The following is an 18,174-nucleotide window of genomic DNA, read 5'->3' as shown; positions in this document are numbered from 1 at the left end:
TCCGAATTAGCAGCTGAACGACATATCAAATACTAAATTTTCTGGACCACTTCTGTTATGAAGCGAATGAATTTACTCTTTGCTTGACCGGCTACCTCAATGACTTCTTGATGACTTAATGGTTGATCCAAAATGCCACATGCCATATTCGTTAAACACGAAATACCTAAAACTTTAAGGCCTGCATGAACAGCTACAGTAGTTTCAGGAACAGTGGACATGCCAATCGCATCGCCTCCTAATGTTCGAATCATTCTAATTTCAGCGGGGGTTTCATATACAGGCCCACTCCACCAGCCGTAAACGCCTTCTCGCAATGTAATACCTTGTTCCTTTGCAATTTCCTTACTCATGTTTCTTAACTCTTTGTTATATACTTGTGAGACATCAGGAAATCTTGGTCCTAGCTCTTCATTGTTCTTTCCTATAAGTGGATTCACACCAACAAGATTAATGTGATCTGTTATGAGCATAAGATCCCCAGGACTAAACGACGTATTCACTGCTCCACAAGCATTGGTGACAATCAATGTCTCAATTCCTAGGGCCTTCATGACACGAATCGGAAATGTGACTTCATCTAATGTATAACCTTCATAATAATGGTATCTTCCTTTCATAGCTACAATGGTTTTTCCTTTTAATTTCCCAATGACTAATTGATTAGCATGACCTTGGGCATCTGACTTGCTAAAATAAGGAATATCTTCATATGGAATAATGACAGCTTCCTCAATGTCATCAGCCAAGTCACCGAGACCAGACCCTAGTATGATACCAATTTCAGGTTTATGTTTAGTTAATCCTCTTATATACTCTTTCGCCTGATAAATGTCATTAATAGCATGCATGGCAATCCCTCCAAGTTAAATTTTTTGCCTTTTATATCTTAAAAAACGGTGGTTCAGAATGTCCTGTCCTCCTTTCTTGAAATAGACCGGTCTACATAATAAGTGCAATTTATACGCCGTTATGAAAGCTAGATTAAGTTTTCAGTAACGGCGGGATAACTTCTGCCACAATTTTTAGAGGCGTACTGTCATTTCTCGTTAAGCAAATCACTAATGCTCCTTGAATCATGGCATTTACTGTCATGGCAATCTCATAAGCTGCGCGGGGCTCATAACCATAATTGAGAAGCTTGTCGGCAAAAATGTGATGCCATGCGTCAAATACACTGCGGCATGCTTCCCTTAACTCTTCACTTACGTCAGAAGTTTCTAGGACAATGGCTGTGATAGGAACTCCTTGAAAATAACTATCTTTCTCAAATCGTTCAGCACTATCTAAAATATAATGTTGAATAGCTTCAGTAGGATCAGAATAGTCCTTTAATTTTTCTGCAATAAACTGAGATACACTATGTTTCGTCCACTCAATAGCTTCTTTTGCTAATTGTTCTTTCCCATTAGGGAAATGATAATATATCGACCCTTTTGGTGCACCGCTAAGTTTAATAATGTCATTTAAACCAGTTCCAAAATATCCTTTAGATTGAAGTAAATACGCTGTTGCCTTAATCATATCTTCACGTGAATTTCGTTTCATACTAGTAGAGTCCTTCCTTGAAAAAAATATACCAATTGGTCTACATACATATCGTAATATGAAAACGCGAATAAGTAAAGCGTTTTCATTAAGTTAATTGTCTTTTTAATTAGGTGAAAAGGACAAAAGAGGTAATTTTTGAACTACGCCTTTCGCAGAAAAGGGAGAGGCTCCTTTCGGAAGTACGTTAAAATCATTTAATAAACATGACATACCACTGAGTGAGGTCTTTCTTGCGTTAGGGGCCCAGTAATAGAAAATAGACTATATTTAAATAGGGTTATGTTCGCGATTTTCTAATGTTTCTTTCGATAAGAGAAGGGCATTGTAATTAGCCCCAGTAGCTTGGATGATTGCCCCGATAGTGGTGATAGCCTGGCCACCTTCCAGTCCTCTAATTTCGTAAGTGGTACCAATACTTTCCAACCCTGCACCTAAGCTTTCCAAGGTGTTACCAAGAGCATAGTCATATTCTCCGGTAGAATAATCACCTAACGCACTCATGGCAGCTCCCATTGATTGAAAAGCATCCCCTAATGCTTCAAGTCGGAGGTTCTCTACACCATTTTCCTCATCAATGTCTTGCAAATACGCCGCAATTGAGGCAAGGGCAGCACCAGCACCGTCAATCCAGTCTCCTGCAAAATTTAACGGGTTGTCTTCTGCCACTGTCCCAGCGATAGATGTCCCTACTGCTTGTAATCCTTCTCCGATGCTCACAAGCTTGTTGTTAATATCATCAAATCCGGCTAGAGTTCTTACTTCGGCAGCAGCAGAAATAATCGTTCCAATAGCATTTAACCACGCACCAACTAAAAGCTTCTGGTCATCTACTCCCACAGTAATCACACCTTAACATATCAGTTACTTCTATGCTATTCGTGAAAGTTCAAGTGTGACTGTGCAAAATGTACAGGGGGACAGTATCATCTTCAATACTTTGCCCATGATAAAGGTCAATATCAATGAATTCGTTTTTTCAAGCTTCCATTTACTTAGGTCACTTATTTTTCATTTCCTTTAAAAGGGCAATAATTTCCTCTTGATTGGCATTGTTCTTTTTTAGTTTACCGTCAATAGATAAGATAGAAACGATGATGGCTATAGCAATAAATATCTCCATTTGTGTTAGGCCTCCTAAGGTGTATCTACGTAATAGTCTAACACAGATTGGAAAACCTTTCTATTTAACTAATGATTGCCAGCCTAAATAAGAAAAGTCAATGAGAGCGATCTATGAAAATGCCATATCCCAGAAAAGGGGAATCTGTTTTGGGTGCATAAATATACTACTACTTCAATTAACCATGTTTTTGTTGTAAAGCTGGTTTCTTTCTATTTGAATAGATCATTCGCCGGAACACGGTTTCCAGAGGACCACTCAAGGCTCTTTTTTCTAACATGAATGCTAAACAGACAGCGGAAAGCCAAATGATGACGGCCAAGATTGTGATACCTGTACTGTTTAACAAACCGCCTAAACCAAGTGCAACTGGAGAGAGGAGGAAAACTAACATAGCTTCATTATAAATGTAAAATGTGAGAGAACGTTTTCCTAATGCAGCTATTGCGCGAATAGCTAGTTTATTAGGGTTAAGAGCAGGTCCAAGTAGGGCGAAAATGGCAGCATAGCCACATCCTCCAGCTAATCCCGTTAACATGTGCACCGCATACACAACACCGCCAATAGTTGGATGAATATCCAGGGCAAAAGCGGAGCTGATAGCGTAGGGAAGGGCCCCGATGAATGAGAGCGTAATACCTACCACAGCGATGGAAAGAAGTAATTGCCGATGGCGTTCGGGCTCTGTGAAGAGCTTTTTTCGTGCTGCCCATACTCCGGTAATAATAGGGATTAATATAGGCATCAGAAAGTGAGCGATTGGGGTGAGGAAAAATGATGAGAAGCGATCTTGTACAATATCCATATAACTCGTCATGGCAGTGATATTGTAAAATGGCTCCCCTGCATGAGCAAAGTACACCCATACGATGGGCATTAAAAAGACAAAAAAGAACGTTAAGGATAACAGCGTCCAGTTCATCGCATGGTCTGATCGAAACAATAGCCAGCCTAGTAGAAGGGCTCCGGTGCCATAAATGGCAAGGATATCATGGCCGCCGATAATGACAGAATTTACAAAACCAAAAAGGATTAATAGCCATGCCCGCCGGTGTAATAATCGTTTTGTTCCTTTAACGGTTTGTCCCTTTGTTAGCTGGCGTTCCACGATCAAAGCCATACCAAACCCAAATAAGACGGCAAACATCGGTCTGGCACGATTATCTACGACTAAGTAACTGACAAAGTTGATGATTTTGTCCAAAGTTGTCGTCCCTTCAGGCCTTATAATGAGTGCAAACCCAGTTGCAGAGGTGCCAAACAATAACAAAGGAGCATGGGCTAAGAGGATAAGTAAAAGCATCGTACCGCGAGCTAAATCAGGTGAAAGGATTCGTTCACTTACAGGGGGAGGAGTGTTTAATCGTTTACTTTCAATATCCACCGAAACTTTTTTCATTGTTCAACCTCTCCTTATTTAATTTATGTGTAGGTTGGAGCTTAGTTTAACCGTCATATTAATACTCATAAGTCCTTCTCACTGGTGAGTCTTTTCCTTCTTTTTATAGGTTGGGGTCTTATGTAGTGTCACTTAGAACGTCATTATGTTAGCTTAACTAGTAAGAACTATGAAGTGGGAGCAGGACTAAGTTTAGGCGTTAACTTTCCTCATTAACTCGTTTTCTATAGTATACACTATTAAACCATTAAATTGAAAAAATACAAAATAAATCAATCCCGAACCTTCTCTCTGAGTAACTAAAACGTATAATATAAAAAGTTTCTTTCATGTGAGCCGTGTGACTCACATGAAAGAAACCTAGTAAATACATATTTTTGCCGGATAAGGCGCTTTAATTTGGCGCCATTTTCAATGTCTTAGCCATAAATATAGAAAGGGTAACAAGTATTTATCCCCGATTTTAGTTAAAGCGTTCCATGCCTTTTAGCGCCTCAACTCATCTTGGTGAAAGTGCTTTCTATATTTCTAACTGTTTGAGATTTGGGATGTTCATTTTCACTGTTGGTAGCAGCGACATACGACTGTATGAGAGAGAAAGTTCGAATTAACTTTCTAATGTCTCCCCTCAAGCTGAAACCATAATATGATCCTGTCAGTCAATGAGATAACGATAAGCGAAGTTTATCCCTGGCCTATAGCTGGCTGTTGACGTAAAAAGTCTCTCCACACTTGTGGTGATCGGCCATTGCTGTTTTAACACAAGGTTATTTGGCAGATCGAGGACATAGTTTAGCCCTACGAATGTTTCATACCAACGTCCAGTTTGATAGGAATAAATGTGTTTCACTTGATTCCCCCAATTACCAGAAGAGCTGGCCGTATAAAATGTAATACTTGTCACAAGCGCTGTATCTGGAATCGTCGGTTGGTTTGATAAGTCTAATGTTTGATGAGGAAGCATCCTTCCAACATTCGTGGCGTTATAGTTGAAGGTCATGGAGGTAGGGGTTGAATAGCTGCCATTTCGCCATGCATTGCCCACGTATAAGCTGTAATCTTCATCGGGATTAAAGCCTTCATAAGGGACTACAGCTACATACCAAGTGCCTGTTGTTTGAACTGAAAGGTATAACTTTTCGTCTTGATTTCCGGGATTTTCTGAGACTGCATAATTTAAGTTTGGATCGAATACATAGAGATCGTAGTCCGTGCCACTAGGAATGTCTTTTAACAGAAAAGCCACATCTGTTCCCGCAGTTAAGTGGACCCGATACCAGTCGATATCATCTTCTCTACTAATATTGGCACGAATCGTTGAACCATAAGGTATAGAAGCGGCTGTGTCTATTGTATCATTTGGCTCATAAGGGTCATTTTGAGTTGACGCATCGTGTGTGCTTAGTTCAGGAGCAGCTTTTAGCAAGGTATCGATATCTGTATCTTTCGTCAACGTAGGATTTTCGCTTACGTCACTAAAGGCATCAAATACGGTAGTGTCAGTTTCTAAATGTGCTAGTTTTTGATTTTCATTGGCGTGTACTGACAAACTAGGACTAGTCAAAATAAGAGTCAGGGCAACTACGACTAAAAGTCTTAATAGCTTCATTGATATCCCTCATTTTCATAAATTTTTTAAAACGTAACACCTAATACTGTTTACTCAGTAGAAGTGAAAACCTTTTACAACCAATGGATCTCTTAGAACTGCACGTATTAACCGACTGAAAAAATGATAACAGGTTTTTAATAAAATGAGCTTTAACGTCTCTGTTACCTCTTTTCCAAGGTCTTTAGTCCTTGTTTTATCCACTCCTCCTTCCATTTGTAATATCGTCAATGTTTGGAAAATATTGATAAGTATATAGTTCTATTTTTATAAAAGGTCATTAGTTATAAGTTATGTAAAAACTATTAAAATGGAAAAATATTTAAATTAATCTTTTGTTCGTTTTTAGCTAGTAGTCTTCTTCATCTATTGATGACTTATAGCTTTTTAAGAAGTGGTGACGGATAAGCATAAGAGCAGCTGGATGACCAGATGAAGGGACAGATCTCATGAACAACATGTTCGTTCTAAAATCGCCTTAATCATTGCCCCACAGCCTGTTTGTTAACAACACGCGTGGCTTATTTTATTTTCTTCATAAGCTGGTATCACCATTGTTTTTATGTATATAGGTGGACCAAAGGGTGTTCATATCAATGCGACAGTTTTGATAAGAAGTGCGAAACTGTAAATTATACAGGAGCGAAAAAATACGTTTGATTGTCAACGAGTTGAAGACTCTCTAAGCTAAACAGTATAAAGTAGTAGAAAAATGTTTTACATCGATATAGTCCACTAGAACCTTTAATTATTAGGCAGAAATTTAATAACAATGAACTGCAGCTGAAAAGAGTTGAGGTAAATTAAAAGGACCAGTTAAATGACGTAATATGTATCAGTAGACAAGAAAGAAGTGTTGCGTTTTAATACATTATAGATATTTTAAAAATATATAATTGTAAATTTTATATTTATTTGCATAATTCAACTGTTTCGTTGTAAAATTCAAGTAACTTTTAAAAGTAGATTTTATTTAATAGCACCTTAGGGAGGTTGCTTGAATGAAGGTTTTATTAATTGCGCCGTATAAAGGGTTAGCAGAATTAATTAAGTCTATGGAACATGAACTATGGGAGTTTACAATTAGCATACATGTTGCTGATTTGGACGAAAGTAAGCGTTTACTGAATGAGTATAAAAGGTCAAAGGAATCCTTTGATGTCATTATTAGTAGAGGTGGAACAGCGAAAGTGTTGCGAGAAAGCACAGCCATTCCTGTTATAGATATTGATATATCCGGCTATGATATTCTCCGTATATTGACGTTACTAAAGAGTTATCATGCAAAAATTGGAATGGTCGGCTTTAAAAATGTAATTTATAGCTTTGAAGCGGTTTCGTCAGTAATTAATGTCGATGTTGAGTACAGAGTTGTTAAGGAAGAATCAGAAGTTATCGACACCTTAAAAGAGCTTAAAGAACAAGGGATACAAATTATTGTTGGGGATGCAGTAACAGTAAAAAACGCCACTGCCCTTGGTGTACAAGGTGTTTTGATTACATCTGGAAAAGAGTCAGTATACGAAGCATTTAATAAAGCTAAACGATTGAAATATGAAATATCAAAGTATTCATCAAGAGCAGAACTATTTGATCGTTTATTAAATCAATTGACGAATCCTGTAACTCTCTTAGCAGAAGATGGAGAAGTGATTTTTGCAAATACAGCGTTAAGGAAACAATTTTCAAGTATTCAGCAGTCAAATTTTTTAGCGCTTCACCCAAATATTTCGATTGCTTTAAAGCAAGAAATGCACGATTATCCAATTACTTTTTTTGTTAGTGACAGTCCATTTCGCCAACCATATCGTATGAATATTGGCCGAGTAAGCAACTCAGCACTGACGGTTTATAATTTTATTGAATTTGAAAGAAGTGACGCCTTTGATAAATCAGAAGCTGAAGTCATTTTCTACGATTCAAATATGGAAAATATCCCTCAGTTAATTGCATCTGACGCCCTTTATCATGACGCAATAAACACCATTATTCAAACGTCTAACAACAACCCTTTTACGATTGTAGGTGAACGAGGGACTGGAAAGCGAATGCTTCTCCGAATTTTATGGGAGAGCCCACGTTTTAAACAGGGGACGATTACAGAAATTAGTTTTAATCATCCCAGTACAAGTACTTTCAATCGCGTGATGACTTTTTTAGGTGAGTTTAATGAGCAAGATATAGTGCATTTTTGTTTTTTAGAAAAGCTAACATCAACGCAGCAAAAAAGACTAGCAGAAGCTATTGAGCATGGCTCCTTTCAATCGGTATTTTCGATGGTGGGAGGGGAGGAACGATTCATTGAAGTTACCGAACGTTTTCAGCAGAATTTGAAAAAAATGATTAAACAGTTTGAACTGTTTTTTCCTCCTTTGCGTTCCCGTGAAGAAAAATTAGAGCATTATATTCATACCTTTATTCTCTACTTCAATGAGTTATATGGAAAACAGGTGATTGGACTTGAAAAGGAGGCTATGGTGAAGCTGCTGAACTACCCTTGGTATGGTAATATGATTGAACTAAGGAAGGTTGTTAAACGACTTGTTCAACGATCCTCGGATGTTTATATCAAACACGTAGAGCAAACGTTAAAAGAAGTACAAAATGAACCTTCATATGGAAACGGAACCTTTGTACCTATTAATCTTCAGCAAACGATGGAAGGGATTGAACGAGATGTGATTAAAGAAGTGTATAGACAAGAAGGTGAAAATCAATCAAAAACAGCGAAGCGATTAGGAATGAATCGTTCGACATTGTGGCGAAAAATGAATAGATCGATAAAACCTCAATAAGTTATTGAGGTTTTTTGTTGCAAAATAAAACAAAATACTTATTTAAATTTAATAATATATTTTTTTCAGCTAATTAGTTGAAATTTTTTTTACCTCCCCTTAAGATGAAATTACATTGAAAGCGTTTTCTATTTGGCGGGAGGTGATGAGATGGAAGTCTTAATCATTGCAGATGACTTAACAGGTGCAAATGACACAGGGGTGCAATTTGCACGAAGACATCTTCAGACAAAAGTGCTTATAAATAAAGAGGCATTGATAGATAAGGATATAGACATACTCGTATTGGATACGGACAGTCGTTCATCACCCTATCATGAAGCTTATGAAAAGGTGAAACAGGCACTTGAAGCAGTAAAATCATATGATATGAAGTGGATTTATAAAAAAGTTGATTCAACCATGAGAGGGAATATTGGTGTCGAATTGGATGCTATTTTGAACCATAGTGATGCAAAATTCATTGTAATGGCACCTGGATATCCAGACAATCATCGCATAATAAGAAATGGGAATATTTATGTTGGAAATCATTTATTAGAAAAAACCTATTTTGCTAACGATGTAAGTACCCCTATTAAAAGCTCAGCTGTCCAAACAATCATCGAAGAAACATCGGATAGAAAAATTGGCTCAATTACAATTGATGACCTTTCAAATGGCAAGAGTCATGTTCAAGAAAAAATTCATGAGCTAAGACAAGATAATGTGGAAATTATCGTGTGTGATTCTGCCAATCGTGAGGACCTCCATACACTTTTTCATTCTTTCCTTCATTATATTGAACCATTTGTTTGGTGTGGATCTGCTGGAATGGCCGAGCAACTCGCTATGTATTTATCCAAGGGAGCAGACGTACCTAAAAATAAACTTAATTTTGGCCAAGGACCTATTTTAATCGGCGTAGGAAGCGTACACGATATGACGAGAAAGCAATTAGACTATTTACTTGAAGAAACATCAATCGTAGGAATAGATATTCTTACCGCCAATCTTCTGAAGTCAGAGGATTCGAAAAAAAAAGAACTGGAAAAAGCGTATCAACGAGCGATGATGGCGTATAGAAGTGAACAAAATGTGGCTTTATATACTATGGCTGATACTGAGACTAGACGAGGCGTTCAAAAGCTTGCTAAAGAGAAAAAAATCACTAACGCAGAATTAAGTTACATGATATCGAGCAGCATAGGTATTTTAGTGAAACAATTAATGGAGAGCATATCCATTGGTCGGGCGATCCTTACAGGTGGTGATACAGCTAAAAGGGTAGCTGAACACATTGGATGTGATCAATTCCATCTTATAGATGTGATTGAAGAAGGTGTTCCGGTTGGAGTATTGGAAGGGAAATATGAGCTATTAACAATTACAAAAGCTGGAGGGTTCGGCGAAGAACATTCATTGGTCCATGCTTATCTGGCGCTAGGAGGGAAATAGACAATGATACATGGCATTATTCCAGCAATGGTAACGCCCATCACCGAAGACCAACGCATTAATCACTCTGTAACGGTGCAATTGACACGTGAATTACTTGGCAAGGGAGCAGCTGGATTATTTATTCTCGGCACAAATGGTGAATTTCATATGCTCACCACTGAAGAAAAAGTAGCATTTACAAAAACGGTGGCAACGGAAGTAAATGGTGCAGTTCCTCTGATTGTTGGCGCCGGTAGCAACAGCACAAAGGAAGTCATAGAGTTGAGCAAAGTATTAAAAGAAGCTGGTGCAGACGTTTTGTCTATTATCACACCTTACTTTATCCAGCCGACTCAAGATGAATTGATTGATCATTATCGCGCAATAGCTAAAGCGGTAGAACTTCCGCTTCTCATGTATAACATCCCTAAAAAGACGGGTGTGACATTGGAACCGGAAACAGTATGTGAATTAGCGAGGGAAAAAAACATCGTCGGGATTAAAGATAGTAGCGGACAGTTTGAGCTCATCGAGAACTATATCCGGGTAACAGCAGAGGAGGAATTTGTCGTACTCGCTGGAACCGACTCTCTCATTCTCGATACTTTAGAAGCGGGAGGTACAGGGGCTGTAGCCGCTACTGCAAATATTGTACCAAGCGTTGTTAATAACATTTATGAGTATTGGAAACAAGGTGAAAGGGACAAAGCACGTCAGGCCCAAGAAAAATTAGCTCCTATTAGAGCCCTTTTTTCAAAAGGTACCATTCCAGCAGTGATAAAAAAAGCACTGGAAGTCCAGGGAATAAAAGTAGGGGCGCCAATACATCCCATTCGTGACGTCAGTCAAGAAGTTGAAGAACAGTTACGACAAGTATTATCAAAATATTGGCAAAAATGAGAAAGTTGGTGTAGTCATGAAGAAGCAAGCTCATTTTCAAACGGCGAAACACATTATGTTAGGGTCTCATGTAATAAAAGATCTTAAAGAACCTCTTGGAGGACTATCGGACTCGATTGGTCACGCTCTTATCGTTACCCAAGGAGCTATTCAAGATCTAGGATTTACTCATATCATTGAAGATCAGCTGCTTACTATGGGAGCAAAAGTGGACGTGAATATTGACATATTACCGGAACCGACAATTGATAATATAGAAGAAGTTTATGAGAATATTCAAGGTGAACGATATGATGTGGTGATCGGTATTGGTGGAGGTAGTGTACTAGATGCTACGAAAATTCTTGCTGTTCTTATGACAAACTCCCTTTCAGTTGAGAACATGCTCGGGACTAATCAAGTCGAAAAGCCAGGTGTTCCAACCATATTAATCCCAACAACATCTGGTACAGGCTCGGAAGTGACACCAAATGCTATCGTAACACTTCCTGATGAGGAGCTAAAGGTCGGGATAGTCAGTCAGTATCTACTTCCAAACTTAGTTGTCCTTGATCCATCATTAACCTTGAGCTTACCTAAGTCCATAACAGCGGCCACAGGTATGGATGCTTTTACCCATTCTTTAGAGTCCTTTATTTCTAATAAAGCAAATCCATTTAGCGATATGTTTGCATTGGAGTCTATTCGACTCATTTCATCTAGTATTTTAATTGCTTATGAAAATGGCTCTTCTATAGAAGCAAGGGAGAAAATGTTAGTTGGCTCTATGTATGGAGGAATGGCTTTAACAGCCGCTGGTACAGCTGCAGTGCATGCATTGGCTTATCCACTCGGAGGGAAATATCATATTCCTCATGGAGAAGCTAATTCCATGTTACTGCCACACGTTATGAATGTTAACATGAATGCCATCATAGACCGCTTAAATTTAGTTGCTGAACCTATGGGGTTATCAATTGAAGGGAAACCAAAAGAGAAGGTAGCTAGAGACGTCGTAGAGCTTATTGAAACTTGGACTGCAAAGCTAAATATTCCTCAAAATATAGCAGATTTCGGTGTCACAAATGAGGATTTAGATGAATTAGCGGTGGCTGCTTCCAAGGTGACGCGATTATTAAATAATAATCCAAAGGAACTGACAATTGATGATATAAAGAGCATTTATCAAAAACTATTACCTTAACGGGAAGGAGGAGCAAAATGAAACCGATTATTGCAGTAACGATGGGGGATTGCACAGGAGTAGGTCCAGAAATTATTTGTAAAGCCTTCCGTGATGAAGCCATTTATGAACGCTGTCGGCCATTTGTTATCGGTGATGAGAAAATCCTTCAAAGGGAACTTCAATTATTAGAGATTGATTTAAAGATCAATACGATAGGAGATGTGGATGACGCTCACTTTCAGTATGGTAGCATTGATTGTATTGACTTAGATCTATTACCAGCAGATCTTCCTTACGGTCGTGTGTCTGGCGATGCTGGAAATGCAGCTTTTCGTTATTTAGAAAAAGCTATTGAGTTAGCAAAGACGTTTAAAATACATGGTGTTTCTACGGCACCGTTAAATAAAGAAGCCCTGCATAAAGGAGGACATATTTACCCAGGCCACACTGAAATTTTAGCAGAACTTACGAACACAAAGACATATTCAATGATGCTTAGCTCACCTAAATTAAAAGTCATCCATTTGACAACCCATCTTGGCTTGTTGGATGCTATCGAATCAATTACAGAAGAGCGCACCTATCAAGTAATACGTTTAGCTGATACAGCTTTAAGAAAAGCAGGGTATACGTCACCAAAAATTGCTGTGTGCGGAATCAATCCACATGCAGGTGAAAACGGATTATTTGGTCATGGTGAAGAGGAAACAAAATTAGTCCCTGGTATAACAAAAGCGCAACAAGAGGGTATTTCAGTTTCTGGTCCTTATCCGGCAGATACCCTATTCTATCGAGCTGTAAAAGGAGATTTCGATATCGTTGTTGCCTGCTACCATGATCAAGGGCATGTTCCTATTAAAGTATTGGGATTGGAAGAGGGGGTTAATATTACCGTTGGCCTTCGTGGTGGCGTCATCCGTACATCCGTGGATCACGGTACAGCCTTTGATATTGCAGGAAAACAAAAAGCTGATGCAAGGAGTATGATTGAGGCACTTAAAATAGCTGCTGAGATGGCCCCTAAGGAATTAGGTTCATGCATAGAATAAACGCGAAGAAAGGGCGGGTATGATGTTAAAAGACAAAGTAGCCGTTATCACAGGAGCAACCCGGGGTATTGGACGGGAAATCGCAAGAACCTATGCAGAAAATGGGGCTAAGATAGTCATGACAGGAACTAACCATGCCCGTCTACAGGCACTTTATGAAGATATAAGTCTAAAAGGTGTTGAATGTATTGCCATGTCTGGCGATGTAAGAGAAGAAGAAACGGCGGAGAAAGTGGTCCAAGAAGCAATAAACCAGTTCCAGCGGGTAGATATTTTAGTGAACAATGCCGGTGTCAATCAACGCTCTTCAACGCTTGATATGGCTATTAATGATTGGAAACGTGTCATTGATACTAATTTAAATGGTAATTTGTATTTTTCACGAGCAGTACTCCTATATATGATCAAACAAAAGCAAGGAAAAATCATTAACATCAGCTCTACTGCGGCAAAATCTGGCCACCCGAATGCAGCACCCTCGTATGGCGCCTCAAAAGCAGCTGTGGATTATTTAACTAAGCATCTTGCTTTAGAAATGGCGCCTTATAATATTGTGGTAAATGGGCTCTCACCAGGGCCTATTGAGACAGAAATGGTTCAACAATGGCATGATGAATATCGAAAAAATGTACTAACTAAGGTGCCGTTGAAGCGCTTAGGAAAACCGAAAGATATAGCAGGTGCAGCATTATTTCTCGCTTCTGATTTATCAGGCTTTATCACAGGGGAAACCATCAACATTAATGGCGGAACCTATATGAATTAAGGAGGGCTACTATGCTTGGAACATTTATTGATGAACAGTATAAGATACCTATTCTCTATCCACATAATCATGCCTCTAACCTGTTGGAACTAGACAGTGGTGATTTACTCTGTACTTGGTTCGGCGGCTCTAAAGAAGGTAAGGCGGATATTACGGTTATGGTATCAACATTTTCTAAAGAGAACCGAACATGGCATCCACCTCAAGCTGTTTCTGACGATTCAACAAGATCCGAGCAAAATCCTATTCTATTTAAAAATCCTAATGGGCAAATTTGGTTAATCTATACGGCACAGTATGCGGTGCATCAGGATTCTTCCGTTGTCAGATATAGCGTGTCAGATGATGAAGGGGTGACATGGAGTAAGGTTAAAGATTTATTTGATAAACCGGGAACGTTTGTCCGAAATCCGCCCGTTATTACTGAAAATAATGACATTATTTTACCAGCGTATTATTGTCTGAAATCAACGAATGGGTTTTTAGGAAATGATTATAGTGTCGTAAAAAGGTCTAAAGATAACGGTAACACATGGGAAGAGACTAAAATTGAAGGAAGTGAAGGTCTTGTTCACTTGTCGCTAGTGCATTTAGAAGGTCAACGGCTCGTTGGTTTTTTCAGAAGTCGTAAAGCGGATAAGATTTATCGGACGGTGTCCAATGATTTAGGTTTTACGTGGAGCAAGCCATCTCCTACACACCTCCCTAATAACAATGCTTCTATTCAAGCGACAAAGCTGTCCAGAGGACAACTTGTGATGGTATTTAACAATATAAATGCTGAAGAGCGCCCACCAAAGGAAAATAGGCCACCATGGTTTGATCCAAGTGACATGGATAAAGTCGGTGTTAATAAAGAGAATCAGTCAGATGCCATTTGGGGTGTGGTTAGAAACCCTCTTTCCATTGCCGTCTCTGAGGATGAAGGCTTGACATGGAAGCATGTGAAATCGGTTATAGAAAGTCAAGATATAAACAGCGAACCAGAATTTTCGTATCCTTCTATTAAACAGGACAGAGAAGGAAAAATTCATATAACATTTACGTATTTACGGCAGTATATTCAACATGTAATTGTCGATGAACAAGTTCTTTATCGCTAAAATTAAAACCTACAAGGAGGAATGAAAAATGAAAATGAATTCCCTGAAAAAGTTGGTTGGTGTCTCTAGTGCGGTTGCATTGATACTTGTGTTGACAGCGTGCGGTAATGCGAATGGAACAAATAGCAATAACAGCAATAGTCAGAATGAAACTAACAGTGGAGAGAGTATTGAATTAGTAGCAGCTACAATTAATCCAAGTGATTCTTTGTTGGCGGAAACTTTGGTAGCGTTTACAGAAGAGATTGAAAACCAAAGTGATGGGCAAATTACGTTTACTGTCCATACCGGGGGAACGGTGGGCAATGCTTCTAGCCTTTACCAATCTGTTATCTCCGGAGATATTGACATGATTTATTCTGATACAGGATGGTTTGCTGAGCACAATCCCGTCTTTGATATTTTAAGTACAAATTACCTTTTTGAAGATCAAGAACATTATGAAACAATCGTGAATAGTGATGGAAAGCTTTCCTATTTTGAAGATCTACTTATAGAAAGTCCAGGCCTGAAAAATGTCATGTTTGCAGGTGGTCTAGAACGAAATATTATTAGTACATTTCCTATTGAAACTGCATCTGATTTGGAAGGACGAGCTATGAGAAGTGGAGGCAGTTCTGCGGAAATGGAATGGTGGAGAAATTTAGGAGCAAATCCAACGACAATTGACTTTAATGAAGTGTATTCGGCTCTTCAAACTGGCGTTGCTGAAGGCTCGCAAAACAGTCTAGACGCTATGATTGAGCAACGCTTCGGGGAAGTTGGAGAGTATGTAGCACGTACCCAGCACAACCTCACATTAGGGTTTATTGTCATGAATAATGACCGCTATGAGTCCTTGAGTGATGAGCATAAAGAAGCAATCCAGCAGGCAGCTGACATTATACAACCAGAATACATTGCGAAAGCATTTGAACAGGCAGACGAAAGTATGGACGTATTAATTGACGAATTTGGTGTTACATTTACTGACCCAGACCGTGAAGAATTCATTGAAAAATCACGACTTCAAATGGAAGAGATAGCAGAAGAACACGATGTTCTTGATATTGTAGAAGATATTTTTAACTAAATTTTTTGCTAGGAAGGAACGGCTCCAAAACTTGTTGATGGAGCCGCTATACCTTCCCTGTCTTCTTTGAATATGGGGGTGTGATTAAGAATGAAGAAGCTAAAAGAGTTGATAAGCAAAGTGGCTAGTGCCATAAGCATTGCGATGCTAATAACGTTAGCTCTATCCCTTTTTATAGGTGTTATTGCCCGATATGTATTTTCTTATTCTATTCCTGAAATTGAAGTAGTCCGTAAATTTTCTATTATGTGGCTTGTTTTTATGGGGTCTGCTATTGCTGTAAAAGAAAAACTACATTTAGAGATTGACATCTTATCAGATTATATGAGTGATAGTCACGTACGTATAAAAAATATGATTGTCTATGTGTTAGTTCTCTTTGCTATCAGTATTTTAATTTTCATAGGGGTGGCTGCGTTTAATTCTGGTTTGTCACGAAGTGAATTGGTTTCTATCCGGTTTCTATCATCTCCTCCATCCCTTATTTACTATTATTCAGCCTTTTTAGTTGGTTCGCTGTTCATGTCGTATTTTCACCTCGAACAGTTTAAAAATGTGTTTAGTAGAAAAGGGGTGAAGAAACAGTGATACTGCTTTCCATTATTGCTATCTTTTTTGTTTGTTTACTATTAGGCGTACCCGTTGCCTTCAGTATTATCATTGCCTCATCAGTTCCTATTTTGCTAGAGCCACTTGTCAGTTTAACACAAGTGAGTTCCATTATGATTGAATCATTCTCAAGCTTTACCTTGCTAGCAATTCCTTTATTTATTTTTGCTGGAGCTTTAATGAACTTAACGAAAGTGACGGATGACTTAATATATATTTCAAAAGCATTAGTAGGCAAGTTCAAAGGAAGTCTAGCGCATATGAATATTATAACAAGTATTTTTTTTGGTGCGATATCGGGGTCATCGGTTGCTGATGTTGCGTCATTAGGACGAATTCTCATTCCTGCCATGATAAAGGCGGGGTATAGTAGGGAATTTGCAGCAACAGTTACTGCCGCTTCATCGACAATTGGCTCGATCATCCCGCCGAGTATATTACTCATTGTTTATGGCGCACTAGCTCAAACGTCAGTCGCTGCATTATTTATTGCAGGGATTGTGCCTGGTATTTTAATTGGAATTACTCAGATGATTTATGCGTATCTTTATGCGGCTAAAAATGATGTTGGGGCCATAGATAATAAAGAAATTGGCTTAGCAGAAGATGAAAAACTATCAAAAATTGTTGCCTTAAAGAAGGGGATTTTCCCATTAAGTTTATTTTTAATTGTCATTGTTGGGATTATGTCTGGCGTTTTTACAGCAACTGAGGCAGCTAGTATTGCCGTTATCTATGTCTTTATCGTCGCATTCTTTATTCGCAAACAACGAAATGTTAGAGAATACATGGCGGTAACGCGGAAAGCCGTTATAGATTCAGCAACAATTTATATTTTAATTGCGGCAGCTGCACTGTTATCTTGGGTTTTAACTTACTACCAAGCGATGCAGCCATTGATTGATTTCTTATTGGAAAATAATTTTAGCCCGCTGTTATTTTTATTAATGCTGACCATGCTATATGTTTTTTTAGGCACATTTATGGAACCCAATTCGGCGATGCTTATCTTTGTGCCGCTGCTGTTGCCAGTTATGCAAGGTCTTCAAATTGATCCTGTGGTAGCAGGAATCGTTACCGTAATGGCCATTCGTTTAGGAACTGTCACACCTCCCTATGGATTATCAAGTCTTCTTGCAGCGAAGGTCGCCGGCACGAATGTATTAAAAATGATGAGGCATATTCTTATCTTTGTATTTATTTATCTCGTGGCTATTCTACTGATTATTATATTTCCTGGAATTGTGACATTCTTGCCGAATTTGCTGATAAACTGATAAAAAACTAATTTTAACACACGAATTCCCCCTAGCTATTACCATAGGGGGATTTTCTTGTTCAGAGCCTCTAAATATAAATGAGGTAACGTTACAAAATAACAATGATCGCAAAATAGCGGCTATGAGAGTTTGATTGTAATAAATGAAACTAGAGGGAAACTAAGCTTCAGGACAGGGATTATCCATGAAAGTTTACGGAGCATCATTAGTCTCTATATCAGATATGTAAGAGGAATAAGAAGCTTTTAAATTCTTTTCTAATGAAGGAAGAATACGAGAATTTCGTCCAGTTTTAGTGATGGTCTTATTCGTTTTCGACTAGCTGTCTTTTCCTATC

At 38.5% G+C, this 18,174-nt stretch carries 16 protein-coding genes; 10 read left to right on the top strand and 6 right to left on the bottom strand.

Annotated features, from left to right (window positions below; genetic code table 11):
• Window positions 1-32: 32 nt before the first annotated feature.
• The 6 genes from BK581_RS12250 to BK581_RS12230 form a co-directional block, all read right to left on the bottom strand.
• Complete coding sequence (locus BK581_RS12250) at window positions 33-851, bottom strand: purine-nucleoside phosphorylase (RefSeq protein ID WP_078578446.1); 819 nt, start codon at window positions 849-851, stop codon at window positions 33-35.
• Between the two features lie 133 nt (window positions 852-984).
• Window positions 985-1,548 (bottom strand): TetR/AcrR family transcriptional regulator, encoded by a 564-nt coding sequence (locus tag BK581_RS12245; protein ID WP_078578445.1) that lies wholly within the window; start codon window positions 1,546-1,548, stop codon window positions 985-987.
• 270 nt (window positions 1,549-1,818) lie between these two features.
• Window positions 1,819-2,388, bottom strand: a complete 570-nt coding sequence (locus BK581_RS12240) for a DUF6944 family repetitive protein (RefSeq protein WP_078578444.1) — start codon at window positions 2,386-2,388, stop codon at window positions 1,819-1,821.
• Window positions 2,389-2,548: 160 nt separating this feature from the next.
• Window positions 2,549-2,671 carry a hypothetical protein gene (locus BK581_RS20455; protein ID WP_257822610.1) on the bottom strand — a complete coding sequence of 41 codons (123 nt, stop codon included), beginning with the start codon at window positions 2,669-2,671 and terminating at the stop codon, window positions 2,549-2,551.
• Between the two features lie 178 nt (window positions 2,672-2,849).
• Window positions 2,850-4,070, bottom strand: coding sequence for a DUF418 domain-containing protein (locus BK581_RS12235; protein WP_078578443.1), 1,221 nt, complete (start codon window positions 4,068-4,070; stop codon window positions 2,850-2,852).
• Window positions 4,071-4,725: 655 nt separating this feature from the next.
• Complete coding sequence (locus BK581_RS12230) at window positions 4,726-5,679, bottom strand: PPC domain-containing protein (protein ID WP_078578442.1); 954 nt, start codon at window positions 5,677-5,679, stop codon at window positions 4,726-4,728.
• Window positions 5,680-6,680: 1,001 nt separating this feature from the next.
• Here BK581_RS12230 and BK581_RS12225 point away from each other — a divergent pair.
• The 10 genes from BK581_RS12225 to BK581_RS12180 all read left to right on the top strand — a co-directional run bounded on the left by BK581_RS12225 (window position 6,681) and on the right by BK581_RS12180 (window position 17,834).
• Window positions 6,681-8,474 (top strand): sigma-54-dependent Fis family transcriptional regulator, encoded by a 1,794-nt coding sequence (locus BK581_RS12225; RefSeq protein WP_078578441.1) that lies wholly within the window; start codon window positions 6,681-6,683, stop codon window positions 8,472-8,474.
• A gap of 150 nt (window positions 8,475-8,624) precedes the next feature.
• The gene (locus BK581_RS12220) at window positions 8,625-9,911 is read left to right on the top strand and encodes a four-carbon acid sugar kinase family protein (RefSeq protein WP_078578440.1); all 1,287 of its coding nucleotides are present in this window, start codon (window positions 8,625-8,627) and stop codon (window positions 9,909-9,911) included.
• Between the two features lie 3 nt (window positions 9,912-9,914).
• On the top strand, window positions 9,915-10,793 hold the full coding sequence (gene dapA / locus BK581_RS12215) for a 4-hydroxy-tetrahydrodipicolinate synthase (RefSeq protein WP_078578439.1): 879 nt from the start codon (window positions 9,915-9,917) through the stop codon (window positions 10,791-10,793).
• A gap of 16 nt (window positions 10,794-10,809) precedes the next feature.
• Window positions 10,810-11,976, top strand: a complete 1,167-nt coding sequence (locus BK581_RS12210) for an iron-containing alcohol dehydrogenase (RefSeq protein WP_078578438.1) — start codon at window positions 10,810-10,812, stop codon at window positions 11,974-11,976.
• A gap of 17 nt (window positions 11,977-11,993) precedes the next feature.
• Window positions 11,994-13,007: a 4-hydroxythreonine-4-phosphate dehydrogenase PdxA gene (gene pdxA / locus BK581_RS12205; protein ID WP_078578437.1), complete on the top strand. Its 1,014-nt coding sequence runs from the start codon at window positions 11,994-11,996 to the stop codon at window positions 13,005-13,007.
• A 19-nt stretch (window positions 13,008-13,026) separates the two neighbouring features.
• Window positions 13,027-13,773 carry an SDR family NAD(P)-dependent oxidoreductase gene (locus tag BK581_RS12200; protein WP_078578436.1) on the top strand — a complete coding sequence of 249 codons (747 nt, stop codon included), beginning with the start codon at window positions 13,027-13,029 and terminating at the stop codon, window positions 13,771-13,773.
• Between the two features lie 11 nt (window positions 13,774-13,784).
• Window positions 13,785-14,876, top strand: a complete 1,092-nt coding sequence (locus BK581_RS12195) for a sialidase family protein (protein ID WP_078578435.1) — start codon at window positions 13,785-13,787, stop codon at window positions 14,874-14,876.
• A 28-nt stretch (window positions 14,877-14,904) separates the two neighbouring features.
• Window positions 14,905-15,948 carry a TRAP transporter substrate-binding protein gene (locus BK581_RS12190; RefSeq protein WP_078578434.1) on the top strand — a complete coding sequence of 348 codons (1,044 nt, stop codon included), beginning with the start codon at window positions 14,905-14,907 and terminating at the stop codon, window positions 15,946-15,948.
• A 90-nt stretch (window positions 15,949-16,038) separates the two neighbouring features.
• Window positions 16,039-16,536: a TRAP transporter small permease gene (locus tag BK581_RS12185; protein WP_078578433.1), complete on the top strand. Its 498-nt coding sequence runs from the start codon at window positions 16,039-16,041 to the stop codon at window positions 16,534-16,536.
• A complete protein-coding gene (locus BK581_RS12180) occupies window positions 16,533-17,834 on the top strand; it encodes a TRAP transporter large permease (protein ID WP_078578432.1) in 1,302 nt (433 codons plus the stop codon). The genes BK581_RS12185 and BK581_RS12180 overlap by 4 nt, the downstream gene beginning before the upstream one ends.
• The last annotated feature ends 340 nt before the right edge of the window (window positions 17,835-18,174 follow it).

Source organism: Salipaludibacillus agaradhaerens, assembly GCF_002019735.1.
Classification (GTDB): domain Bacteria; phylum Bacillota; class Bacilli; order Bacillales; family Salisediminibacteriaceae; genus Salipaludibacillus; species Salipaludibacillus agaradhaerens.
Note: the sequence above shows the minus strand (reverse complement) of the source record. Positions and strands in the feature narration are given on the sequence as shown.

Bases quoted from the DNA above. Each gene is read 5' to 3' on its own strand.
- BK581_RS12250 (WP_078578446.1), bottom strand. From the start codon at position 851: ATGCATGCTATTAATGACATTTATCAGGCGAAAGAGTATATAAGAGGA.
- BK581_RS12245 (WP_078578445.1), bottom strand. From the start codon at position 1,548: ATGAAACGAAATTCACGTGAAGATATGATTAAGGCAACAGCGTATTTA.
- BK581_RS20455 (WP_257822610.1), bottom strand. From the start codon at position 2,671: ATGGAGATATTTATTGCTATAGCCATCATCGTTTCTATCTTATCTATT.
- BK581_RS12235 (WP_078578443.1), bottom strand. From the start codon at position 4,070: ATGAAAAAAGTTTCGGTGGATATTGAAAGTAAACGATTAAACACTCCT.
- BK581_RS12230 (WP_078578442.1), bottom strand. From the start codon at position 5,679: ATGAAGCTATTAAGACTTTTAGTCGTAGTTGCCCTGACTCTTATTTTG.
- BK581_RS12225 (WP_078578441.1), top strand. From the start codon at position 6,681: ATGAAGGTTTTATTAATTGCGCCGTATAAAGGGTTAGCAGAATTAATT.
- BK581_RS12220 (WP_078578440.1), top strand. From the start codon at position 8,625: ATGGAAGTCTTAATCATTGCAGATGACTTAACAGGTGCAAATGACACA.
- dapA (WP_078578439.1), top strand. From the start codon at position 9,915: ATGATACATGGCATTATTCCAGCAATGGTAACGCCCATCACCGAAGAC.
- BK581_RS12210 (WP_078578438.1), top strand. From the start codon at position 10,810: ATGAAGAAGCAAGCTCATTTTCAAACGGCGAAACACATTATGTTAGGG.
- pdxA (WP_078578437.1), top strand. From the start codon at position 11,994: ATGAAACCGATTATTGCAGTAACGATGGGGGATTGCACAGGAGTAGGT.
- BK581_RS12200 (WP_078578436.1), top strand. From the start codon at position 13,027: ATGATGTTAAAAGACAAAGTAGCCGTTATCACAGGAGCAACCCGGGGT.
- BK581_RS12195 (WP_078578435.1), top strand. From the start codon at position 13,785: ATGCTTGGAACATTTATTGATGAACAGTATAAGATACCTATTCTCTAT.
- BK581_RS12190 (WP_078578434.1), top strand. From the start codon at position 14,905: ATGAAAATGAATTCCCTGAAAAAGTTGGTTGGTGTCTCTAGTGCGGTT.
- BK581_RS12185 (WP_078578433.1), top strand. From the start codon at position 16,039: ATGAAGAAGCTAAAAGAGTTGATAAGCAAAGTGGCTAGTGCCATAAGC.